20 protein-coding genes are annotated in these 24,716 nt (G+C 54.5%); 4 read left to right on the top strand and 16 right to left on the bottom strand.

Translation table 11 applies throughout. The features are described 5' to 3' along the window. The first annotated feature begins 49 nt into the window (after positions 1-49). The 4 genes from dusA to WBY09_RS09835 are packed head-to-tail and all read left to right on the top strand — an operon-like array spanning position 50 to position 5,217. On the top strand, positions 50-1,045 hold the full coding sequence (dusA, locus tag WBY09_RS09850; RefSeq protein WP_197147589.1) for a tRNA dihydrouridine(20/20a) synthase DusA: 996 nt from the start codon (positions 50-52) through the stop codon (positions 1,043-1,045). Continuing rightward, entirely contained in the window at positions 1,042-3,090 is a 2,049-nt protein-coding gene (gene mnmC, locus WBY09_RS09845; protein WP_197147590.1) for a bifunctional tRNA (5-methylaminomethyl-2-thiouridine)(34)-methyltransferase MnmD/FAD-dependent 5-carboxymethylaminomethyl-2-thiouridine(34) oxidoreductase MnmC, read from the top strand. Before dusA ends, mnmC begins: the two co-directional genes overlap by 4 nt. After that, positions 3,087-4,301: a 3-phenylpropionate MFS transporter gene (locus WBY09_RS09840; protein ID WP_008890799.1), complete on the top strand. Its 1,215-nt coding sequence runs from the start codon at positions 3,087-3,089 to the stop codon at positions 4,299-4,301. Before mnmC ends, WBY09_RS09840 begins: the two co-directional genes overlap by 4 nt. 58 nt (positions 4,302-4,359) lie before the next feature. Beyond that, positions 4,360-5,217: a class I SAM-dependent methyltransferase gene (locus WBY09_RS09835; RefSeq protein ID WP_197147591.1), complete on the top strand. Its 858-nt coding sequence runs from the start codon at positions 4,360-4,362 to the stop codon at positions 5,215-5,217. Positions 5,218-5,220: 3 nt separating this feature from the next. Here the strand turns inward: WBY09_RS09835 and WBY09_RS09830 are convergent, their stop codons facing one another. The 16 genes from WBY09_RS09830 to WBY09_RS09755 all read right to left on the bottom strand — a co-directional run bounded on the left by WBY09_RS09830 (position 5,221) and on the right by WBY09_RS09755 (position 24,638). Beyond that, on the bottom strand, positions 5,221-5,730 hold the full coding sequence (locus tag WBY09_RS09830) for a GNAT family N-acetyltransferase (protein WP_286792213.1): 510 nt from the start codon (positions 5,728-5,730) through the stop codon (positions 5,221-5,223). A 7-nt stretch (positions 5,731-5,737) separates the two neighbouring features. Then, entirely contained in the window at positions 5,738-6,907 is a 1,170-nt protein-coding gene (locus WBY09_RS09825) for an ABC transporter permease (protein WP_197147593.1), read from the bottom strand. Beyond that, positions 6,904-7,902, bottom strand: coding sequence for an ABC transporter permease (locus tag WBY09_RS09820; RefSeq protein WP_064780909.1), 999 nt, complete (start codon positions 7,900-7,902; stop codon positions 6,904-6,906). The genes WBY09_RS09825 and WBY09_RS09820 overlap by 4 nt, the downstream gene beginning before the upstream one ends. Before the next feature lie 76 nt (positions 7,903-7,978). Then, a complete protein-coding gene (locus tag WBY09_RS09815) occupies positions 7,979-9,910 on the bottom strand; it encodes an ABC transporter substrate-binding protein (RefSeq protein WP_197147594.1) in 1,932 nt (643 codons plus the stop codon). Next, positions 9,907-11,835, bottom strand: a complete 1,929-nt coding sequence (locus WBY09_RS09810; RefSeq protein WP_286792208.1) for an ABC transporter ATP-binding protein — start codon at positions 11,833-11,835, stop codon at positions 9,907-9,909. The genes WBY09_RS09815 and WBY09_RS09810 overlap by 4 nt, the downstream gene beginning before the upstream one ends. 1 nt (position 11,836) lies before the next feature. Beyond that, the gene (locus WBY09_RS09805; protein ID WP_252724132.1) at positions 11,837-12,466 is read right to left on the bottom strand and encodes a hypothetical protein; all 630 of its coding nucleotides are present in this window, start codon (positions 12,464-12,466) and stop codon (positions 11,837-11,839) included. Between the two features lie 14 nt (positions 12,467-12,480). Further along, positions 12,481-13,239, bottom strand: a complete 759-nt coding sequence (locus tag WBY09_RS09800) for a polysaccharide deacetylase family protein (RefSeq protein WP_286792205.1) — start codon at positions 13,237-13,239, stop codon at positions 12,481-12,483. After that, positions 13,236-14,378: a glycosyltransferase family protein gene (locus WBY09_RS09795; protein WP_336232624.1), complete on the bottom strand. Its 1,143-nt coding sequence runs from the start codon at positions 14,376-14,378 to the stop codon at positions 13,236-13,238. The genes WBY09_RS09800 and WBY09_RS09795 overlap by 4 nt, the downstream gene beginning before the upstream one ends. Continuing rightward, positions 14,378-14,980 (bottom strand): histidine phosphatase family protein, encoded by a 603-nt coding sequence (locus WBY09_RS09790; RefSeq protein ID WP_197147599.1) that lies wholly within the window; start codon positions 14,978-14,980, stop codon positions 14,378-14,380. The genes WBY09_RS09795 and WBY09_RS09790 overlap by 1 nt, the downstream gene beginning before the upstream one ends. Further along, positions 14,977-16,131, bottom strand: a complete 1,155-nt coding sequence (locus tag WBY09_RS09785) for a glycosyltransferase family 4 protein (RefSeq protein WP_286792200.1) — start codon at positions 16,129-16,131, stop codon at positions 14,977-14,979. The genes WBY09_RS09790 and WBY09_RS09785 overlap by 4 nt, the downstream gene beginning before the upstream one ends. 11 nt (positions 16,132-16,142) lie before the next feature. After that, positions 16,143-17,420, bottom strand: coding sequence for a glycosyltransferase family 4 protein (locus WBY09_RS09780; RefSeq protein ID WP_336232623.1), 1,278 nt, complete (start codon positions 17,418-17,420; stop codon positions 16,143-16,145). Between the two features lie 19 nt (positions 17,421-17,439). Then, the gene (locus tag WBY09_RS09775; protein WP_063089861.1) at positions 17,440-18,642 is read right to left on the bottom strand and encodes a glycosyltransferase family protein; all 1,203 of its coding nucleotides are present in this window, start codon (positions 18,640-18,642) and stop codon (positions 17,440-17,442) included. Positions 18,643-18,775: 133 nt separating this feature from the next. Then, positions 18,776-20,350, bottom strand: coding sequence for an MBL fold metallo-hydrolase (locus WBY09_RS09770; RefSeq protein ID WP_197147602.1), 1,575 nt, complete (start codon positions 20,348-20,350; stop codon positions 18,776-18,778). An 85-nt stretch (positions 20,351-20,435) separates the two neighbouring features. Next, complete coding sequence (locus WBY09_RS09765) at positions 20,436-21,689, bottom strand: molybdopterin molybdotransferase MoeA (RefSeq protein ID WP_197147603.1); 1,254 nt, start codon at positions 21,687-21,689, stop codon at positions 20,436-20,438. An 80-nt stretch (positions 21,690-21,769) separates the two neighbouring features. After that, a complete protein-coding gene (locus tag WBY09_RS09760) occupies positions 21,770-23,458 on the bottom strand; it encodes an ABC transporter permease (protein WP_371810700.1) in 1,689 nt (562 codons plus the stop codon). Between the two features lie 154 nt (positions 23,459-23,612). Then, on the bottom strand, positions 23,613-24,638 hold the full coding sequence (locus WBY09_RS09755) for a Fe(3+) ABC transporter substrate-binding protein (protein ID WP_197147604.1): 1,026 nt from the start codon (positions 24,636-24,638) through the stop codon (positions 23,613-23,615). Positions 24,639-24,716: the final 78 nt, after the last annotated feature.

Here is a 24,716-nt window from a genome sequence, read left to right as displayed (position 1 = left end):
TGGAATACAGCAACCCTCTTCACCCGGCTTTGACAAAAACGGTAGGCAAATGACTGTTAATCGGCGTATTTCCGTCGCCCCGATGATGGATTGGACGGATCGGCATGATCGCTATTTTCTGCGGCAGATCAGTCGTCATACGTTGCTTTATACCGAAATGGTCACCACGGGCGCCATTCTTCACGGCGGCGTAGACCGTCATTTGCGCTATAACGATGCCGAGCACCCTGTTGCGCTTCAGCTTGGTGGCAGCGACCCGGATGATCTGGCGCGCGCCTGCGAAATCGCCAATGACTATGCCTATGATGAAATCAATCTGAATTGCGGTTGCCCGTCTGATCGTGTGCAGAACGGCGCCTTTGGTGCCTGCCTGATGGCAACGCCCGATGTCGTTGCGAAGTGCGTGAAATCGATGATTTCGGCCAGCAACGCCCCGGTGACAGTCAAAAACCGCATCGGCATTGACGATCAGGAAGACTACCCGTCGCTTAAACGCTTTACCGAAACGGTTGCCGAGGCTGGCTGCAAGACTTTCATCGTTCACGCGCGCAAGGCGTGGCTCAAAGGTCTTTCGCCCAAGGAAAACCGAGAAGTTCCGCCGTTAAAGTACGAATTGGTCTATCAGCTTAAACAGGAATTCCCGGAGCTTGAAATCCTGATCAACGGTGGCATCAAGACGCTTGATGAAACCGCCGAGCATCTGAAACATGTCGATGGTGTCATGATCGGGCGTGAAGCCTATCAGAACCCTTATGTTCTGGCCGATGTCGACCGGCGTTTTTATGGCGATGATGCCAAGCCCCTGACCCGCCATCAGGTGGTTGAGGCAATGCTGCCCTATATCGAAGAACACCTGAAAGAAGCAAACGGCACCATTGGCCATGTCACCCGCCATATGCTGGGCCTGTTCCAGCAAATGCGCGGTGCAAAACAATGGCGCCGTTATCTGAGCGAAAATGCCCATCGCAAAGGGGCTGGTACGGAAGTCGTACGCGAAGCCCTGGCCCTTGTCCCCGAAAAGGATGACGAGGTCCTGTCTGCATGACGGCAAACGATGTCACCATGCCAGCGGAGGGTGATGAACCAAGACCTGCTGGCGAAATAACCTGGCAGGATGGCAATGTGCCGTTCTCTCCGCATTTTGGTGATATCTATTTCAATCCCAAGGATGGGCTTGCTGAAACGCGCTATGTGTTTCTTGAGGGTAACAACCTTCCATCTGCCTGGCAGAACCGCGAAAGCTTTGCTATTGGCGAAACCGGCTTTGGCACCGGACTGAACTTTCTGGCCGCGTGGCAAAGCTGGAACAGTGATCTCAAACGATCCAGACGCCTGCATTTCGTTTCCGTTGAAAAATACCCGCTGTCGCGCGATGACATGATCCGCGCACACCAGAGCTGGCCAGAATTATCGCAATATTCCAAACAGCTTGCCGAAATCTGGCCGCATGAAACCATGTTGCCCGGTGTACACCGCTTTTCCCTTGCCCATGGCAATGTCAGTCTGACGCTTTTGATCGGCGATGCGATTGAATGCTGGTCTGACTATGACGGGAATATTGATTGCTGGTTTCTTGATGGCTTTGCCCCGTCGCGCAATCCCGATATGTGGCATCCTCACTTGTTTGCTGCCCTTGCCGGCGCGTCCAACCCGCGTGGTGCAAGCCTTGCGACTTTTACTGCCGCACGCATTGCACGTGACGGGCTGGAAAGTGCGGGATTTGAAATCAGCAAGCGCAAAGGGTTTGGCTATAAACGCGACATGATCACGGCAACGCTTCCGGCACCGAACGTTGACAACGACAATACGCTGGGCCTTTTCGAAATCGCCGATGATCCTTGGTTTAACCTTCCCCGTCCCAAGAAAACCAAATCTGTCGCCGTCATCGGTGGGGGTCTTGCCGGTGCGGCCTGCGCGGATGCCTTAAACGCACGTGGCCTTGCCGTAACCCTTTTTGAAAAGGCCGATCAACTGGCCAGCGCGGCATCAGGCAACCCGATTGGCATGTTGGAGCCCTATCTGACCGTTGATGATGCCATCATGGGCCGGTTTTATGAGGCTGGTTATCGTTTCAGCCATCGCAAGATCAAAAAACTTTCCAATCAGGGGTTGGTCGAGGCCGATTTCTGCGGTGTGATTGATCTTGCCACCAGTGCACGCAAACGTGAAAGGCTTGATGGCCTGATCGCGCGCCTTGGCGACAAACCCGACCTTGTCGAGGCGCTTGACGGTGATCAGGCCTCAGAACGATTTGGCCTGCCCTTGCCCTATGGCGGTGTTTTTTATCCATCCGCCGGCTGGGTTAATCCGCCGTCGGTGGTACGGGCTTTTTCTGATGGTATAGATATTCGGCTTTCAACAACCATCACGGCCATTAGCGATGCTGAACAAGGCAAAGTCCTGACCGATGAAAACGGGGCTTCCTATGGGCCGTTTGATGCCGTTATCATCGCTGGCGCGCTTGAAATGCAGATGATGGGTCAGACAAGCTGGCTTAGAGATCACCTGAACCCTGTTCGTGGTCAGATCAGCTTTTTGCCAGAAGAAATCTTGGCAAACCTTGGGAATGGTTCCGTCATTAAGTGCGTTCTGAGCCACAAGGGCTACATCACACCAGCGCGCGATGGCCTGCATGTATTTGGGGCCACTTTTGGACGCGACGATGCGCAGACGGACCTACGCGAAGATGACCACGCATTTAACATTTCCCAGCTTGGCAAAGTCCTGCCCGATGTTGCGGAAAAGCTCTCGCCTGACATGCTTCAAGGCCGGGCATCCTTGCGCACGACAACCGCGGATCACCTGCCCCTGATCGGTCCTGCGCCGGATTTTGACGCCTATCTTGCGTCATATGGCGACATCGACAAGGGCAAAAAAGGCGCGCGATATATCGATGCGCCCTACCACAAAGACGTGTATATCTGTACCGGTTTCGGGGCCCGCGGACTGATCGGCGCCCCGCTTGCCGCCGAGATTCTTGCCAGTGAGATTTGCGATATGCCCCTGCCTCTGGAAAAAGTGCTGATGCATGCCATTCATCCGGCGCGTTTCATCATTCGCGGCCTCAAGCGTCGGCAACTCACCGCATGAACACGCCAAACGCCACACCATCATCGAAACCATCACCAGCCACCGACCCGGACCGGATGAAAACGGCGGCAACGCTGGCGTTGTTCTTTTCCGGACTGTTTCTGATTCAGGGTGTTTTTCTGCCTTATTGGCCGGTCTGGCTAAAATCCCAGGGATTATCGGCAGCCGAAATCGGGATCTTGTTATCACTGCCGAACTGGGTGCGTGTCTTTGCCGATCCGTTGATTGCCCAACGCGCTGATCGCACCGGCAATCGCAAGACCCCGATGATGTGGCTTGCCGGGATCTATGTTTTATCCATTCTGGCCTTCCCCATCTCGAGCGATTTCTGGTGGCTTGCCGCCCTTTCCGTCGTGATCGGCTTTACCTTCTCGCCGCTGCTGCCGCTTGGCACGACCATTACGGTGCATGAATGTAAGGCGCGTGAACTTGATTATGGTCGGGTGCGGCTGTGGGGATCGCTTGCCTTCATTCTGGCATCCTATGGGGCGGGCTGGGTTCTGGATGGAACATCAACAGAATGGATCGTCTGGATGCTGTTCGTTGCGGGGATCGTGAATTTTGCGATTACCACCCGCATGCCTGACCCGCAGACAGATCGTCCGCTCAGATCCGGTTCTTCGCTGATGTATCTGCTGCGCAAACCGGTTTTCCTGATTTATCTTGCCTGCATCGGATTTGCCCAGGGTGCTCATGGCACCTATTACGCCTTTGCCTCTGTCCATTGGGAATCAGCCGGTTACTCGCATGAAATGATTGGCGTTTTCTGGTCAATTGGTGTGATTGCCGAGATCGTTCTGTTTGCTGTCGCCGGGCGGTTTGTCCGTGGTCGCCATCCCGGTATCTTGTTTGCGATTGGTGCGGGATCAGGAATTTTACGCTGGATTGTACTGGGCACAACCGACAATCTATGGTTGATTATCTTGGTTCAACCCCTTCATGCTATGACATTCGGGATCACGCATTTGGCCGCTGTCAGTTTTATCGCCCGCGCCATACCCCAACAACTTGCCACCTCGGCACAAAGCCTGATGGCAACACTGTCCATGGGCGTTTTCCTTGGTAGCAGCATCTGGATTTCCGGCCCGCTGTATGAACAGTTCGGATCGCAGGTCTATTACCTGATGGCGGTATTTTCGGCGATTTCGATGGGATTTGCGATTGTGCTGACACGAGCCTGGCGCGGAGAGGATCAGACTTTTTGCAACTGATTAACCTTACCGGCACCGATAGAAACACAATAATTTTGAACTCAAAGGGGCCTTTGATATGACCTCGATGCCGTTCTCTCTCAGAATGCGCCGCTTGAAACTTGGTTTGAAAACACTGATTGGCGCTGAGCCCGCAGGCTATTTCATCCCTTACCGCTATGCCAGCGAGACGGCAAAGGCCGTCGGTCGCCCCAGCTACCCGGCAATCGAAACCATGATGGATACGGCAGCCCCCACCATGAAGGCTTGGCTGACCAAGGCCGCCAATTATCACGAAGCTTTTGCCAGCTTCGGCAATGCCACCCCGCCGGAGCCACGCTGGCAACAAAGCTGGTTTCCGCGCCTTGATGGGATGATGGCCTATGTCTTCACCCGCGAATTTCGCCCGGACCGGATCATTGAAATCGGATCGGGCCATTCGACACGGTTTTATTACCGGGCGATCAAGGACGGCGAACTCGATACGGCATTTCACGCGATTGATCCGGCGCCACGCGCTGATATCGCGAAGCTTCCGATCACAGTCGAACGCACCATCGTGCAAAAGGCCGACCCATCGGTTTTCAAAACCCTGACCGGTGCGGATTTCCTGTCGATCGACTCAAGCCACATCCTGATGCCCGGTACCGATGTTGATCTGCTGTTTTCATCGGTCATTCCGACCCTGCCAAGTGGGGCGATCATTCATATCCACGACATCACCCTGCCCGATGACTATCCGGAAATCTGGCAATGGCGCGGATATAACGAGCAACAAGGGGTCGCAGCGCTTCTGGCTGGCGGCGGGTTTGAAATCATGTGGTCAAGCGCATATGCGAAGACCCGCATGCGCGATGAGGTCGACCAATCCATAGCCAACGGCATTCACCTTCCCGAAGGCGCGCATGAGACCAGTCTGTGGCTGCGCAAAAAGTAATCCTTACTTTGGGTGTGCATGCCTGAAAACAAGGTCATTCGGATCAGGCCGCTGCGCGGTCTGGTCCAAAACGGCACCAATGCGTTCCGCCAGAGTAATAGAACGATCATTTTCCGGTGCGATGTAACTGACAAGCGTTGGCAAGCCGCGCGCGTTAAACGCCCAATCACGCAAGGCCGTTGCTGCCTCAAACGCATATCCCTTGCCTTCTGCATCCGGATACACAAGCCAACCTAATTCATATTCAGGGAACGGCGGCCCAAAATTGATGCCCACTTGACCAACGCAATGACCGGTCGATTTCTCATCCATCATCAGCGCACCAACGCCGAACAAATCCCATTGAGCAGCATCGCGACAAAACATAGCCCATGCAGCCTCAGTGTCATATGGGCCGCCCATGTGTGCTGAGCGCTTTGACGCAAGCATGGACGCGTAATCCGGCCAGTCGCCAAACGACATCCTGCGCAGTATCAGGCGTTCGGTCTCAATCCTAGGGGCCTTAGACGACATAATCCGCTCAGTTCTTGTAGGGGTCGGCTGCATCCCGCAGCCCGTCGCCAAGGAAATTGAACGCAAGAACCACAATCACCACCGGCACCACCGGCAACATCAGCCAAGGATAAACCGCGACCGCATTGATGTTTTGCGCTTCATTGAGCAACACCCCCCAACTGGTCACCGGCGCGCGCAGGCCAAGCCCAAGGAAGCTCAGCGCGGTTTCACCAAGGATCATGTTGGGGATCGATAGCGTCACCGATGCGATCAGGTGGCTGGCAAAGTTCGGCAGCAAGTGACGCGCAATAATCCGCTTTGGCTTCGCCCCCATCAGGCGTGCCGCCAGTGCATAGTCCTCTTCACGAAGCGCCAGAAGTTTCGATCTCACTGCGCGGGCAAGCCCCGTCCAGTCGATCAGACCAAGGATAATCGTGATCCCGAAATAGATTAAAATCGGGCTCCAGGTCACGGGCAATGCGGCTGAAAGCGCCATCCAAAGCGGAATTTCCGGCAACGAACGGATGACTTCAATCGCACGCTGGGCTGTTGAATCCACCCAGCCACCGTAATACCCGGCCGCCCCACCGATCAGGATACCGAGAAGGAAACTGACGGAAATGCCCACCAGACCAATGGTCAGCGAAACCCGCGCGCCATAGATCATCCGTGACAACATGTCCCGACCAAGTCTGTCGGTGCCGAACATGAACAGCGTACCGTCTTCAGACGGGCAGACGAAATGGAAGTCCATATCGATCATGCCCCAGAATTCATACTCATCCCCCGAACAGAAAAAGCGCAATGGCTCTATCCGATCCGTATTGACCGTGTAAGTCGGTTTGAGTGTTTCCATATTGACCGAGAAATCGGTGCCATATGTAAAAGGCCCGACAAATTCGCCCTCATGGAACAGATGAATACCCTGTGGCGGGTGATGGATATATTCCGAATTGCGGGTTTCCTGCGCATAGGGTGCAATGAACTCGACGATAAAGACCGACGCGTACATGATCGCCAGAACAATCAGTGAAAAATACGCCAGCCTGTGCCGTTTCAAACGCCACCACATCAATTGCCACTGGGAGGCCAGGAAATACTTTTCCTGCTCGGGCGTCAGTTCCTCGCGATCCCAGGGATCAAACGGTGCTGAATCAACAAAATGTTCGTTACGCTTTTCGGTTTCCTTGCTCAATTGCCGACCCCTCCCTGCAGACGAATGCGCGGGTCAAGCCAGGCAAGCAACACATCGGAAACAAACATGCCGACAACCGTCAAAAGGGCCAAAAACATCAGGAATGAACCAGCCAGATACATATCCTGACTTTGCAATGCCGTAAGCAACATCGGCCCCGTGGTCGGCAATGACATCACCACCGACACCAGAACCGAGCCCGACACCACTTGCGGCAGGATATTACCGATATCGGCGATAAACGGGTTAAGCGCCATGCGCAAAGGATACTTGAACAGTACCTTGGTCGGTGACAGACCCTTGGCATGGGCTGTAACCACATATTGCTTGCCCAGTTCATCAAGCAGGTTGGCGCGAAGACGGCGGATCATGGCGGCTGTCCCGGACGTCCCGATCACCACGACCGGTGCCCAAAGATGTTCAACGACCGACATCATCTTGGCCAAGGACCAGCCTTGATTGATGTATTCCGGGTCCATCAGACCACCGATTGATGTTCCGAAAACGACATTTGCGTAATAAAGCAGGATCAGGGCAAACAGGAAGTTCGGCATGGCAAGCCCAAGGAAGCCCAGCAACGTGAACCCATAGTCGCCCCAGCTATATTGACGGGTTGCCGAATAGATCCCGATGGGGAAGCTGACGATGTAGATGAAGATGATCGTGCTGAAATTCAGTACCAGCGACAGCCAAAGCCGATCACCGACCACATCGGACACCGGCAGGTTATATTCAAATGAAAAACCGAGATCGCCTTGCAAAAGCCCCCAGGCCCATTCGGCATACTGAATATAGATCGGCTGATCCAGCCCATATTGCCGTTTGAGAAACTCGATCTTGGCCGGGTCAACCGCCTCGCCCTGGGCTTGAAGCTCGTTGAGATACGTGGTCAGAAAGTCGCCGGGCGGCAGCTGAATGATGACAAACACCAGCACGCTGATCATAAACAGAGTGGGTATCATCACGAAAAGCCGTCTTGCCAGATAAGTCAGCATCGGCGCTGTTGCTCCCCCGAGGTTGTTTCACGCCATTCCCTCAACGACGTAAAACAACACGTTTTTAGTTAAAAGATTACCGATCCCACCAGAAGGTATCAGGCCGATAAATCCCAAAGAACGCACCCGGCTCCCAGCTATGGATGCCTTTTTCGGGTACGTTGCGCATGTCCTTGTCGATGACGACCGGTTGCGGCACGTTGCCGATCAAACCGATTGAGAACATGTTTTCCGAATTGATATCGAGAATGGCTTGCCATGCTTGTTTCTGGCCCGCTTCATTGCTGGTTTGCCACTTGCGATACTGTTCCATCAGTTCCCTGGCGGCTGGCATATCGGGTGCTTCACCCGCCTCGCCGTCCGTTTGATAATACTGCCCCCATTTCGGCCATTGCAGGCTGTCTTGCAGGACAGGAACAAATTCGTCAGGGGCAGTGTTGGGCGTCGCCAAGCCGTTATCAATACCGTTGAAAATCGACATGATCGTCTCGCCGGTATAGGCACGGTTGCGCATCACTTCGCGCTGCAACCCCTTGACGAACAGCTTGATGCCAACCTGACGCCAACTGTCGCCAACCAGTTCAAGCATGTCGTCATGTTCGGGGTTTTCCCCAGACGTCTCGACAATGATTTCCATCGGACGTCCATCTGGCAAAAGACGGATACCTTCGCCATTGCGTTCATCCAGCCCCATTGCATCAAGCAGTTGGTTTGCGGCCTTGACGTCGAAATCGGTATAACTTTCGCGATATTCCGGTTTGAACAACGGGCTTTTTGGCAAGATGGTATTGTTGGTTGGTTGCGCCAGACCAAAGAACATGACCCGGTTAATTTCGGTGCGGTTGATCGCCAATGACAGCGCACGACGGAAACGGACATCGCGCAGAACTTCGCGCCAGACCGGATCGCTGCAGGTCAGGTTGGGATACAATGCCGCGTAAGCCCCGGCCCCGACATCCCAAAGACGCACATCATAGTTCTGGTTGGCTTCGGATTGCTTCAGGAACGTGTAGTCCTTAAGCGACAGAATTCTGCTTTGCAGATCGACCTCGCCCGCGCCCACTTTGGCCGGAACCAGCTTTGCGTTCGAGATATTGAAGATCATCCGGTCGATGTAAGGAAGCTGGTTACCTTCCGGATCGACGCGGTGATAATACGGGTTGCGCACGAAGACGAAGCGATCAGACGGCTCCTCTGTCGTGATCAGCCATGGCTCCAGCGATGGGCGATGAATGTTGGAAAGCTTGTAGGGACGATCAATGTCCGTATGCAACACAGCCCAGCTACGCAGACCGCGTTCTTCAACCATCGCTTGAAGTTCGTCCGCATCACGATAATTCTCGTGGAACTGTTTCAGGTAGTGCGCCGGACGATAAATAAATGGCGGGCGGGTTGCTGCCAGTTCGGTCAGGAAAAACGGGTTTGGCTGTGACCAGCTGTAGCGAACGGTATATTCGTCAAGAATTTCAAAGGTTGCCGGTTCATTCCCGACAAACAGGAAACGCGGCGGTCCGACCGGAAACAGTTCATCATTATTGACGATATCTTCCCAGTAATAGCGAAAATCCTCGGCCGTGAACGGCTCGCCATCCGACCATTTGTGACCTTTGCGGATATGCAACGTGAAGACATTGCCTTCTTCGTTCACATCAAGCGCTTCAAGGATGTCTGGACGCAGGTTCAGATCCTGATCATAGCCGATCAAGCGGGCATAGCCATAGACAACCGCCATACGGATATCTTTGGACCGCCCCATGATGGTGACAAACTCCCCACCATACTTACCGATTTCCTTACCCTCACCCGCAAACTCAATCACATGCGGATGTTCTGGCAGGCGGTCGTTCATCGCAGGCAAAGACCCGCTTGCGACCGCATCCTCGAAATAAGGGACTTCTGCATGCGCCGGTGCGACCAAGACACTTGCCGCCAGAAAACCTGTCGTCATCACAAGGCCGGAAAAGGCACGATGAATTCTAGACATCGACGGGTTTAAAACACTGATCATATAGCGATCTCCGTAAAATCGGCACGTTCGGCACGAACAAAGTGATCTTCTGCGACCTGCATCATCTTGGGCTCGCTGGTCTGGTTGATCGTGAACGGGGCTGGCCACCGGGATGGATCAGATGCCTTGCCATCCATTATCTTGTCGAAATCAAGCAGGTGATCCAGATCGGCAAACGGCACGGCATGCAGCAAAGCCTGCGTGTAGGGATGCATCGGGTTTTTAAACAACACTTCACGTGGTGCGGATTCAACAATCCGCCCTGCACACATCACGGCAATCCTGTCTGCAACGTAATCCACGACCGCAAGATTGTGCGAAATGAACAGATAGGTCAAATTAAGATCGCGCTGCAAATCTTTTAAAAGATTAAGTATTTGCGCCTGAACCGACACATCAAGTGCCGATGTCGGCTCATCGAAAATCAACAAATCCGGCTTTAGGCTAAGCGCACGTGCAATCCCGATACGCTGGCGCTGCCCGCCCGAAAAACTATGCGGATAACGGTTCAGAAAGCGCGGATCAAGACCAACCAGGTCCATCAGTTCCAGCACCATTTTCTGTCGATAGTTACTATCCCCGACACCGTGAATAAGCATAGGCTCGGTAATGATATCCTGAACCGTCATTCGCGGATTAAGCGATCCGAACGGGTCCTGAAAAACAAATTGTATCCGCTTTCGGTAGGGATTGAGCTGATCTTCATCAAGCCCTGTCAATTCAGTCATCTGTCCGCTTTCACCGCGAAACAGAATGGAACCTTCATCCGGGCTCATCGCGCGCATGATCAGTTTGGAAAGCGTTGTTTTACCACAACCACTTTCACCCACAAGACCAACGCATTCGCCGCGATTAACCGTCAGCGAGACGTCGGACACTGCGGGTATAAGGCGCTCTTCGGATTTGATCCAGTTACCCTTGCGCGTGGTAAAACTTTTGCTGAGATGGCGAACTGCCAGAACCGGCTCGCTGGCCATGGTCGGGTGCAGGGCCAAAGTTGCCGGAACATCCGATGTATTTTGTTGTGTATCGCCATCACCTGCACTGGCAAGTAGACTGCCGGTTTTCGGCTTGATCTCGCGCAGCGGGCGCAATCTTTCGTCAGGTCCCATATCAAAGTGCGGAACCGCCGCCAGCAATGATCGTGTATAGGTATGGCCGGGATTGATGAACACATCGTCGGTTTTGCCAGCCTCGACCACCCGCCCGTCATAAATCACCACCATCCGGTCTGCCATGTTGGCAACCACACCAAGATCATGGGTGATCAACAGAACCGACATCTGCAGTTCCGCCTGCACTTCCTTGATCAGACGCAGAATTTGCGCCTGAATGGTTACATCAAGCGCGGTTGTCGGTTCATCCGCAATCAGCAAGGCCGGACGACAAACCAGTGCCATCGCAATCATCGCGCGCTGGCGCAGGCCACCGGAAAGTTCGAATGGATAAGTTTTCAGTGAACGCTTGGGCTGCGGAAAGCCGACCAGTGTCAGCATTTCAACGGCAAGCTCACGCGCCTCGGCCGATCCGACCTTGCGATGAAGTTTCACGGCTTCACATATCTGATCGCCGATTGTGTGGAGCGGCGACAGGGAACTCATCGGTTCCTGAAAAATCATCGAAATCCGGCCACCGCGAATGGCGCGCATGTCAGAGCCAGACCGATCCAGCATGGCGATATCCACCCGGGTTCCGGGCTTTTTCGGATCGGCAAAGATGATAGACCCTTTGGTGACTTGGGCCACCTTTGGTAACAAGCCCATGATCGCCTGCGAAATGGTGCTTTTGCCCGATCCGGACTCACCAACCAGTGCCACGGTTTCCTGCGCACCGATGCGAAAGCTTACATTTTCGACAGCCTTGACACGCATGTGCGGCAGTACGAATTCAACTTTCAGATCCTTGATGCGCAGAATATCGGTCATTCTAGTTGGTACCACCGTGTTTGCGTTCGGATGCCGCGGCCTTAACCAGTGTTTCGGCCTCATCCATGCGCATCAAGTTTGTTCTTGTGACGTCATCGACAAGCAGCTGGTTATCTTTCGCCCAATCACGAGAAATTTCAAGGAGATCGTCAAAACCATCCAGTGTTGATTCTGCGACAATTTTCGCATCCCCTGCCTGCAGGGTCAGCTCGAACCATCCCTTGTTGCCATCGCGCTTGGTACTAAAGTAACGCAAACGGAACTTTGAAAGTTCCGGCCAGGCAAAAGCCGTTCCACCGCGCAGACTTGAAAGCCGAATGCCGTATTCCGATACATAAATCTTTGACTGGAAGCGGATAACCGTGCGGGCAAAATAGAAAACGAACAGCAAAGCAAGCCCGGCCGACGTCCATTGAATGATTGCGAGCATCTCGGGAATCAGCGCGATAACCCCGCAAATCAGCAGCCCGACAATTGATTTCGCCAGATCAGGGGCCATCAATTTGGATGGATAGCCCATCGTCTGGACTTCGCTGTCACCAACACCTGCCGGCTTTACCGGGTCCACAGTGCTTGGCACGGTGCTTGGCACACTGGGGGCCTCGGGGGCCGGTGCCTGTTCAGGTTCCACGTGTTGTTTTGGCCTTATTGCCATGGAAATACTCCAGGTATTCTCAACCAGCGCAAGGCTGAATGGTCCATAGAAAACAGATTATCAAGGAACTTCGTGGTGGCCTCGTCATGGACAAGATGATGGGTCAGAATGCCCGTCGGCTCATCCGCGTCGACCTGCCCTGTTCGCCGCGCCGCCAGATGTTCAATCATCGCGCCAAGTGCCGCGTCTTCGCCAACAAAACCGCGTATTCCACGCCAATCAATGACGTCAACATGCGTGTTGACCTGCATGATGCCTTTGTACGGCTCTGCCGCCTTGCGGGCATTGAATGTGCTGATCCCGCAAAAGCCAAGGGAATGCAAAGCCGCCACGACATCTTCGGCCACCCGGTTCCATGGCGGCACCAGGACCGGCAAGAAACGATTGCCAAAACGCGATTGCAGAACCGAAAACCCATGGCGCAGATCGGCAACGACATCGCCAATATCGCGCACGTCATCGAGTTCCTGTTTCTTGCGTCCCTCTGGCATGTGGTTCTGGTGGGACCAGCCATGCTGCAACACACGTGTATCAAGCGTCTCGACAAGACGTTCGACAAGGTCATCCTGCAAAGCCGCCGGAATAACCGCAAGGGCGAGTGGCACTTTATAGTCTTGTTCGAAACGCAGAAGCGTCTCAAGCGCCGGGGTAACAGAAACAGCATCGTCGTCACGCCACCACGCGGTGGCAATCCGGTCTTCCGACTGCCACAGATCAAGCTCTGCGCGTAATTGGTCCCAGCTGCTCATGCCTGCCCTTTGATCTTTTCTGCGATGATTGACGCAGTTCTTTTTGCGCCATCCAGCGCGATTTTAATCCCGCTTGGCTGTCTGGCGTTATCTATTTGTTTTGCTAATGATTGCGCAGACAGGCCATCAAGATCAAGCAGGGAAATAACCCCTTCATTGGCAAGGACTTCTGCACGTTCGGTTTGCTCGCTTTCGCCGCCTTCCGCAAAAGGCACCATGACCGCTGGCGTTCGTGTCGCCAACACATCCATCAGCGTGTTGTATCCGGCCTGTGAAACGGAAACGGCGGCACGCGCCATCCGTTCACGGAAATCGGGCAAGAACCGATGCAGGATCACACCGTCGGGCAACTGGCCGCGCAAAATATCGAACTGATCTGAGGGAAAATGCGGCCCAGAGACAATATCCCAAATAGCGTCGCTATATTTTTGCGAATGCGCGCGGGCAGAAATTGCAAGCCTGATCAGTTCAGCCCCGACGGCACCACCGCCAGCAGAAACGAGAACACCGCTACGATCTGCCTCAACACCATCCGAGACGTCATTGGCAACCTTTGGTGCGACATATCCCGTGTAGGCGATCAGGTCCGATATATCGTCGGCGAACTCAAAGCTGCGATCAAAACCAAACAGTTGCGGATCACCATGCACCAGAACCGCATCAAGATATTTACGCGCGGTATCACGCATCCATCGCGTTTTGCCGATGTCTTTTTTACGCACCAAAAGGTCTCTGACAGAACAAATGATCGGAATGCCTGCCTCAACCGCCGCGTCAAATAGCGGGATCAACTCGAAGCGAAATGCGCGGCGCCCGAATGGGAACATTTCGACCAGAAGCAGTTTCGGCGCGGTTTCCTTTAACGCGGTCAGGAGTTGTCTTTTACGTTCTTCCTGCCAATCGTCCCCCAAGGCGTTCCCTTCCGGATCGACAAGCCCAGAGAAACCAGTATCGGATGTTTTGCACGGGGAAAGCTGAACAACTTCATTGGCCGCGAAATCAAGGCTGTCATCGGGCACACCGCCGCTTACGACCGTGACGCCAAGCCCTTTATCGCGAAGCGCCTGATTGATCAACGCCATACGGCGGACGTGACCAATGCCAAGCAAGTGCTGAACATAAACCATGACGTCACTCATCACGCAGACTCCTGCGCAGGCGCAAGCGGCACATTGAGTGCTTCAACAGAGAGCCCGGCCTCATCAGTATACTGAAACACCTGCAAACAGTGCCAATCGAGTTTGTCTGGAATTTTGCCCATCATGTCCCATCCACGTGCTGCAGCATAGACAGCACGTATCACGCCCTTATGGGTGACCGCACCAAATTCCGGCAGGTCGCAATCCTTTAGAAATGTCGCAACCCGGTTCAAGACATCACGCGGGCTTTCGCCATCATCTGGGAGAAAATCCCATCCACGGTCTTCATTGGCGCGAAGGTCTTCCCCCATCCTTGCACGAAGATCCGACAGTTTTTGGCCCTCCCACGTACCCCAGTCCATTTCAATGAACGCGGGCTCAGTGGCAACGGTTCTGATCCCAAGCGCATCTGCAGTTTCACGTGTCCGGGACAAGGGCGAAGAAAACCACGGGACATTGGCCCACATGGCGGGCAAGCGGTGCTGGCGATACCAAGCAGCTGTCTCGGGCCTGATTGAGATATCTGTCCGTCCCTGAATGCGCTTTTCGGTATTCCAGGCCGTGACACCGTGGCGAAGCAATGCAAAACGGATCTGTTTCATACCAAACCCTGCCCGTTTTGTGACGAAACGTGACCCGGGATGATTTTCTTGAATGTGGTGGATAAAAGATCAGCTGCGGCTTCAAGCGTGTGATGCTGCGCTGCTTTCGATGCGCCAGCGGCACCTATATCGCGCAGTACGGCAATATCCGCCCCAAGGCATTCCGCTAAACGGTCTGAAAAAGCATCGACATCACCAACAGGCACAAGCCACCCGGTCACACCGGATGAAACAATACCCGACACACCGCCAGTATCCCCCGCCAGAACCGGAAGCCCCGCAGACTGGGCCTCAAGCAATGCCATTCCGAAGGCTTCATTGATCGCGGGCCATACGAACAAATCTGACTGCGCGAGAATATCTTTGGTTTGTTCCGGTGTTTTCAGGCCCACTAGTGAAACCTTGTCTTCACCAAGTCCATGTTCTTCAAAAAGGTCCTCGACCTCCTGACGCGCTGGGCCATCACCAATCACTGTCAGGTGCCAGTTATCAACACCATTGCGCCTGAGGCGACCCAGTGCGTCTGCCAAAAGCGCATAGGATTTCAGTTTGTCACCATCGCGCATCATTGCGGTTGTCACCAACCGCACCCATTCTGGATTGATTGCTACCCGCTGTCCGACATGCCATGACGCGACACGTGTAAAGGGCGGCAGGAAGTGCAGACGATCCGGTTGGCAGACCTGTGCAAGGCATTCCATATCGACCCGATTGAGTGAGAAAACTGCATCCGCCTGCCTAATTGCTGTCTCGACTGCCAGATGGCTTTGTCCCCATGGCCCGTTTGCACGCTTTGGGGCAAAGGATGCTTCGGCCACCACATACGGGATACCCAGCGCATCGGCGACAATCGGCCCGATCCAGTCCGGTGCCTTGTAATAAATATGATAGGTAAACCAGATATCCGGTTTGGGACGGAACCCCGATTGGTACTGGCGCACTAAACGGGCAGCAAGTTTGGTACCCAGTTCGGCAAGCCGCGCCTGCTTAAGGACATTGCCATCAGCAACGCGGCTACGAAGGCGGGCAGCAATATCGACCTTCATACCTGCTGACTGAAGGGCTTCACACAGCATGCGGGCAATCAGGCGGTCACCCGACGGAACAGGATGGTCAGTCGGCTTTAGCGGGGCGTAAAAGGCAACCTGCAAGTGCGTGCCTCCTACTCTGCGGCGGGTTGTTCGGCGGGGATTGCAGCCTGTTCGTCGGACTGGGAGTTAACACCGAAACGTTCCGCCAGTTCCTTCATGCCGCGATAGAACGAGAAATCACGACGCACAATCTCATTGCCCTTACGACCCATGGTTTCTCGAAGACGGGGATCAGTGATCAAGGCTTTCAGCGCACTCGCAAGTGCATCCGGATCACGTTCGGGCACAAGTTTGCCGTTTACGCCGTCTTTAATCAGTTCAGGAATGGCCGAAATTGCAGTCGAAACCGCAGCAAGTCCGCAAAGCTGCGCTTCCATCAGAACGTTTGGCAGCCCGTCGCGATCACCATCCTTCTCAATCCGGCTGGCCAGTACGAACAAATCGGACGACTGACATGCCGCGATAACTTCTTTCTGATCACGCGCCCCTTGCCAGTCACAGCGGTCCGCTATGCCGAGCTCCGTTGCAAGTTTTTGATATTTTTCACCATCGCCGCCACCAATATGAACGAACCGCCAATGAAGGTCGGCTGGCAACTTGGCCAAGGCGCGCAGAAGGTCGTCATAGCCCTTCTTGCCCACCAGTCGCCCGACCGACAGGATCCTTACCGGGTTATCGGCATCCGTCCCATCGCGCAGAGGTCTTTCTGGAAGGTCTTCGGGGAAACGCGAAAAATCCAGTCCGTGATAGAGCAGATTAACTTTATCCGGATCCTCAGCAAGTTTACGAAGGTAATCGACATTGGCGCTTGTACAGGTCACCAGCCAATCCATATCGCGCAGCTTTTCGCGCATGTCCCAGTCCTGACTTGTATAGATATCCTTGGCATGCGCCGAACAGGACCACGGCAAACCGCGCATGATCGCGCAATAGCGCGCCACAGATGCCGGGGTATGCAGGAAGTGGGCATAGATGCGGGTCACATCATCGGGCAGCTCGGCGGCCATCACCATGGCCTGGGCAAGTCGTCGCGCGCGATTGGCAGTGCGGTCCCGGCGGTAATCCTGCCACCAGATATTCAGGGCACGACGATATCCCGGAATCTTGCGGGCCTTAAGCCAGCCACGCAAAACCCGCATCGGTTCCTGATAGACATATTCCGGGAGATAATCGACCGCACCTGTAATGCGATCATTGATCGGATGGCGTTTTTTGTCGGTTGGATGGCGCAGCGACACAATCCGATAGGGAATGCCTGCCTGCTGAATACCCAAAATTTCCTGGGCGATAAAGGTCTCCGACAATCGCGGATAACCCTTCACCACGATTGCCAGATTGTCGCGTTCCATCAAATCTATTCCCGATGAATTATTCTGCGGCCATTTGTGGCGGAAGCCAGCGATCAACCAATTCGCCAACGCGATCCAGTCCGCCCATAAGGTTTGGAACAGTCACATGTGACGGTTTTGGCTGATGTATCAGACCACGCAGTGCGTCGGCCATTTCGCGCGGATCGCGACCACCGTCTTCGGTCAGCATTCTGACCAGACCAAGCTTTTCTGCCGCCGCAGCGCGAACATACTGTTCAAGACGCGGCACAGTACGCGGCACGATAACGGCCGGTTTATCAAAGGACAGGATCTCGCAGAAGGTGTTGTAACCGCCCATGCCGATCACGCCGGCCGACTTGTGCATCAACACTTCGACATTGGCATCAAAGGTAATGACCGACAGTTTGTCGATCTTTTCCGCACGCTTCATGAATTCGTTTTGCTGTGTCGGCCCCATAAAGGGTCCGAGAACAACCAGCGACGGCACCGGAATGTCCGGATCGGTTTCATAGGCGCTAATCACCCAATCGACCAGATTGACGCCGTCCCCGCCACCGCCTGTCGTTACCAGATAATACGGTTCTTCAAGACCAAGCGCCCCGTGCTCGGGTGCGGGTCTGCGAGTGGCAGTACGTGGCAGATAGCCGGTATAGGACATCTTTTCTTCAACGCCCGGGGGCAAGTCGATCCCTTCGAGCGGATTACAGATTTCCTTGAGGCCATAGACCCAGATTTCGTCATAGAGATTTGCCAAGGCCGGAACGCATTGCTTGCGGTCCCATTCTTCGCGCAGGTTCACGGGATCATCCATCACATCGCGCAAGCCCATCACCAAACGGGTGCGACGATGGCGCAACATCTGCAAGGTAGACTCGACCTCGCCGCGCAAGCCAAGCGGTTCTTTATCAACGATAAAGATATCCGGGTTAAACACATCGGCTGTATGCTGGATAATCGATTCTCGCATCGCCAGAATCTGGTCGACATCGATATTAAGGTTAAGCGAAGTATATTCGCCATTCGACAGCTTGATCACGCCCGGAATGCGGACAAAGTCCACGCGCGAGCGGAATTCAAAGCTGCCGATAATCGGCGAGCCTGACAAAATCAGTACAGATACATCATCGCGATGCGATACCAGGGCATGCGCAATCGTACGGCAACGGCGCAAATGCCCAAGCCCAAAGGTATCATGGCTGTATATCAGAACCCGATATCCGGAATTCCCTACGATTGACATATCCCCGCCCGTATGCGTAGTGATCTCAGTTCCCCGCACAACCCATAAACAGGGTGACAGGTTCTTTGTTTATGGCAAGTAAATCCGTGAAGTCGGGGTTTGCGCCCTTCTTTCAGCTCCTGGACAATTGCTCTCATACTGAACCGATATCGCGCAAGACTTTTTCGAGCATCTCTTTTCTTTCTTCCGCGGTTTCAAGCGAACGAAGTTTTTCCGAAAGCGCAGTTACTGTACCTGCATAAAGATTATGCCAGTCATCGCGCGAGAGTTCTTCACCCGAAAGACGTGCCTGCGGAATAGCCGGTTGGCCTTTGCCCTTCTTGAGGGTGACCGTATCATCAAGCATCGGCATGGAAATCTGCTTTTCCTCGATGCCGTGCGCCATCAGAACTTCGCGGAATGCCGCACGTGCGCCTTCTTCACCGTGGGTGAGGAAAATCTGACGCGCGACTGGCAAGCGGTTCTTGGTCCATTGCAAAAGCATGTCCTGATCGGCGTGGCCGGAATAAACGTCCAACGTCCGAATACGGGCACGCACTTCGATTTCATCGCCGTGGATCCGCACATGTTTTGCCCCGCCCTGCAAAACACGCCCGAAAGAGCCCGCCGCCTGAAAACCGACCAGAAGCACAGTGCAATTAGGCCGCCACAGGTTGTTCTTCAGATGATAGCGAATGCGACCGGCATCGCACATGCCACTTGCGGAAATAATGATCGCACCGCTGGTGACCTGTGCGAGCTGCTTACTGGCCTGAACATCCGGCACCATATGGAACTTCGGATGCGACAGCGCCTGTGCGTCGCCGCGCTTCAGGTGTTTGGCAAATACATCGGTCGCACGTTGCGCCAAGGGGCTATCGACAAAGACATTTGCCGGTGGCAACTGGCCGCGGTTGAAAAGATGCGCAAGATCAACAAGCAACTCTTGCGTTCTGGCAACGGCAAAACTCGGAATAACCAGATTGCCGCCATTGCCCAGCGCATCCTGAACTTCCTTGCGCAGCATCTCGCGGCGTTCTTCGTCGGTCATCACCGGACGGTTACGATCGCCATAGGTGGTTTCGACAAACAGATAGTCGACCCCCGTCGGGGCCTCGGGCGCTTCGTTGAATACGGCCTCACCGGTTCCAACATCACCCGAGAACAGCAATCTTGTCGGTTTACCGTCTTTGTCGCCGTTCTCAATCTCCACCTCGATCGACGCGGAACCAAGAAGATGCCCCGCATCCCAGAATCGCGCCCGCACGCCGTCGATCACCGGCAACCATTCGTGATAGTCGACAGTCTTGAGCTGCGAAAGCGTATTTTCCGCGTCTTCACGGGTGTAGATCGGGGTGACTTCCGGACGACCGCGCCGCGCATTGCGACGGTTCAGACGTTCGACTTCGCTTTCCTGAATGTATCCCGAGTCCGGCAACATATAGGTCAGAAGATCACAGGTCGGCTCCGTCGCATAAATCGGCCCGCCAAACCCGGCCTTGACCAGCTTGGGCACCAGGCCGGTATGGTCAATATGCGCATGCGTCAGCAACACAGCCGAAATCCGGTCCGCCTCAAACGGGAACTTGCCATAGTTCAATTCACGGACGGTTTTGCTGCCCTGGAACATACCGCAATCGACAAGAAAATTGCCCTGATCGGTCTGCAAAAAATAGCAAGACCCGGTCACCCCACCAGCAGCACCACAAAACGTCACCGATATCGTCATTCTATTCACTTTCGCGGATTGGAAACGATCCAACAGTCCGGCAAACCATGTTCGTTTGCAATGATGTGGATCATTTTTGATGAAGTCACTGCAGGCCTTGCAGCGGCAAATAAAGAACCTGATCTCCCTTGGAGACCTGTCCGCAATTTTCCGGCAGTTCAATCAGACCTTCGGCCCAGACCATTGATGACAGCATCCCTGAACTGGTCGAAGAAAAAGCAATCGTTTCGAATTCGCCGTCATCATTCTGCACCAGACGCGCACGCAACCATTCCCTGCGTCCGGTGCCACGCCTGAAATCAAACCCGGCACGGACCGGGATACGTGTTGGCGCCAATTTGGAATGATCCGCGCCCATCGCATGGCGCAGCAATGGCAAAACATAGAGCAACCCTGAGACCAGGACTGATACCGGGTTCCCCGGAAGCCCGATCACCAGACAATCACCGATCTTGCCGCGCATCAAAGGCTTGCCGGGCTTGATCGCAAGCTTCCAGGCGGTGATTTCACCAAGGCTGTCGACCACCGGTTTCAGAAGATCGGCCTTGCCGACCGAAACACCGCCAGATGTCATGATCACGTCATGCGACTTTGCCGCGCTCGACAACGCGTTTTGCAACACATCAAAATTATCAGTCAGCAATCCAAGGTCTGTGACCTCGCAACCTATGGACCGCAACATCCCGATCATTGCAAACCGGTTGGAATCATAAATGCCCCCCGGCGGCAACGGATCACCGGGCTTGGCCAGTTCATCTCCGGTGGAGAAGACAGCAACTTTAAGGGGCCGCGCAACCGACAAGCTGCCAAATCCCTGCCCGGCCGCAATCGCAATATCCTGTGGGCGCAGGATTGTGCCTGCCTTCAAAACTGTATCACCGGTTTTGATGTCTTCACCCAGCCAGCGGATATTTTGATGCAAACTTGTGCGTGCGATCACGTCGGCATCAATTTCAATGATGGTTTCATCGGCATTGGCTTTGACATTTTCCTGAATGATCACGCAATCCGCGCCATCGGGGATCGCTGCCCCCGTCGCAATACGGATCGCGCATCCCATTGGCAGGGTTCCGTCATAAGGGTGGCCAGCCAACGATGCACCAACGACCGAAACCGGGCCGTCTATTGCGGCCAGATCGGCATGACGCAGGGCGTAGCCATCCATTGCCGAGTTATCTACCGACGGCACAGAAATCCGCGCAATGACGTCCTTGCGCAAAATCGCACCGTAGCAATCACTGATCGGGCGTTCTTCGGATGGCGTCATCACCGGCACTTCGGCAAAGGCAATGTCGAGCGCATTGGAAAGTGTTGTCAGTCCCGGTTTGATTGTTTGCATTCCGAAAGTTTCCTGCCGCCCTTGATCTTGTTTTGTATTCCCATCCGCAATCAGGATAGCCCGATCATCGGCGGGACGCATCAGGATTGTCCGCTATGCCCCGGACGGGATTTTGAAATTGCACGGCTCAGCATAATCACCGGCACCACACCGACAAGCACAATGGTTAGCGCCCCAAGGGCAGCATGTTCAATCATTTCATCCTTGGCGAACTGATAGACATGGGTGGCCAGTGTATCAAAATTGAACGGACGCAAAATAAGCGTTGCTGGCAGTTCCTTCATGCCATCGACAAAGACCAGCACCGATGCCGCCAAAATGCCACCACGCACCATCGGGAAGTGAATGCGTTTTAGCGTTCCCCAAGGGCTTTCGCCCAAGGTGCGCGCCGCATCATCCATGCTTGGCCGAACCTTGCCAAGGGCAGCTTCGATCGAGCCATAGGATACCGCCATGAACCGCACTGCATAGGCAAAGACCAACGCGAATACCGTCCCGCTTAGCAGCAACCCGGTCGATATGCCGAAGGTATCGCGCATCACCGCGTCCAACGCGTTGTCAAACCGTGCAAACGGGATCAAAACACCGATGGCCAGAACCGCGCCCGGCACGGCATAGCCGACCGATGAAAGACGGACACAGAATTTCAAAAGCGGTTGCGGGAACAGGCGCAGCGCATAGGCCATGAATATCGCGCAGCCAACGGCAACAAGTGTCGCAAGCCCGGATACCAAAAGGCTGTTACCGGCAATTTCAAAGAAATCCGCCGTCCAGCTTTGATCAAAATAGCCAATGGAATAATAAATCAGCACCAGCGACGGCACGACAAAGCCCAGCACAATCGGCAGGATACAAACCGCCAACGCCCCGGCCTTGGCAAGCGGGCTCAGTTCATAGCCCGGGAGTTCCTGAAAACGGCTGGTGGTGTCATGGAAACGCTGGCGGCGACGTGAATAGCGCTCAATCACCATCAATGCGATCACAACAGCCAGCATGGTCAGGGCAATCTGGGCAGCACCACCGGCATTTCCCATACCAAGCCAGACATTAAAAATACCGGCCGTCAGGGTATGCACGGCAAAGAAATCAATCGTGCCAAAGTCATTGAGCGTTTCCATCAACGCAATCACAACGCCAACAACAATTGCCGGTCGCGCCAACGGCAACGCGACCGTAAGAAACGAACTCCAGGCACTCCGTCCCAGAATACGGGCGGCTTCAATCGCGCAGATCGATTGCGACAGGAAGGCTGCACGTGCGAGCATGTAAACATAAGGATACAGCGTCAGGCTAAGCACAATGATCGCACCGCCCTTGGTGCGAATATCGGGGAACCAGTAATCAGCCGCCGATTGCCAGCCAAACATATCGCGCAGCATCCCCTGCACCGGCCCGGCATATTCCAGAAGATCGGTATAGACATAGGCCACGATATAAGCCGGGACCGCCATGGGCAGCAGCATCGCCCATTCAAAGAAACGCTTGCCCGGAAGTCGGCACATGGTCACAACCCACGCCGAGGCAACCCCGATCAAGGTCACCCCGATGCCAACGCCCAGCATCAGAATGCCGGTGTTTTTAAGGTACCTTGGCAACATGGTTGAAGCCAGATGCGGCCAGATATTCTCGGTCGGGAACAACGCAATCCACGCCACGGCTACAATCGGTGCTGCCACCATCGCCGCAACGATAAACGCCCCGATCAACCAGACAGCCGACTGACCACGCGGCAACCAACGCATTGCCGTGCGCCCGGATGGTGCACGCATCGGGTCAAAGGTCTCCGTCACGGCGGCGGGCCGGATATCCTCTTCCTCTGGCGTCTGGCAAGCGTTGTTCAAGGCTGTTTCCGTTTCCTGCGTCGCGGATCATGCCACCCTGTGCGGGTTGGCCGGTCTTGATACCTTGGGATGGGCGTGCGGTCTACTCGTTAAAGCCGACTTCATCAATCAGACGGATCGCCGCCCCACGATTGGCCGCAACCGTATTGAGCGGCAAATCATCATGAACGAACGTGCCCCAGGCCCGAACCCTTTCGGACCAGGCGACCCCCGGTTTGACCGGATATTCGAAATTGATATCGGCATACATGTGCTGGGCTTCGGCACTTGAAAGGAATTCCACCAGCTTGATGGCGTTTTCCTTGTTCGGCGCATATTTCATCAGCGCCACACCGGAAATATTCACATGCGTGCCGCGATCCCCCTGATTGGGGAAGACGATGCGCACCTGCTTGGCGGCATCGGCCTTGTTCGGATCATCCAGCATCTTGCCGTAATAGTATGAATTGCCGATCGCCACATCACAGACGCCCTGTGACACCGCCTCGATCTGGTCGGTATCCCCGCCTTGCGGCTTGCGCGCCAGATTGTCCTTAACCGCACTCAGCCAGGTTTTGGTCTCTTCTTCGCCATGGTGGGCAATCATCGAGGCGATCAGGGCAATGTTATAAACATGCATGGCCGAACGCACACAAATGCGCCCCTTCCATTTCGGATCAGCAAGCTCTTCATAGGTGGTGATGGCGTCCGGCTCCACCCGATCAAGCGAGGTATAAAGCACGCGTGCACGCGTGGTCATCCCGACCCAAAGCTTTTCTTCATCGCGGAACTGATCGGGGATATTGGCGTCCAGAACGGCACTTTCGATCGGCTGGGCGATGTCGGCATCGACTGCATCCTGAATGCGGCCGACATCAACGGTCAACAGCAGATCGGCCGGGGTATTGCGCCCTTCGTGCTTGATGCGCTCCACCAGTCCACTTTGCGAGAAAAGCGTATTGACGCGAATTCCTGTTTCCTCGGTGAAGCGTTTGAACATCGGTTCGATCAGAAAGGGCTGTCGAAGCGAATAGACATTAACTTCCTCTGCGGCATGGGCGGTGGGGAACATGGACAACCCCATCGCGGAAACAACAAGACCAAGAACGGTTTTGCGCAGAGAAATCATAAATGCCTCGTTTGGATCAGCTGCAGGTCGCACAGCAATTAGGAATGATTTGTATTTGCTGTGGCCGAAATTAAAGGG

The sequence above is a fragment of the Thalassospira sp. CH_XMU1458 genome, from assembly GCF_037027205.1.
Lineage (GTDB): Bacteria > Pseudomonadota > Alphaproteobacteria > Rhodospirillales > Thalassospiraceae > Thalassospira > Thalassospira tepidiphila.
The sequence above is the reverse complement of the archived record's forward strand: the minus strand, read 5'-3'. Positions and strand labels throughout refer to the sequence as shown.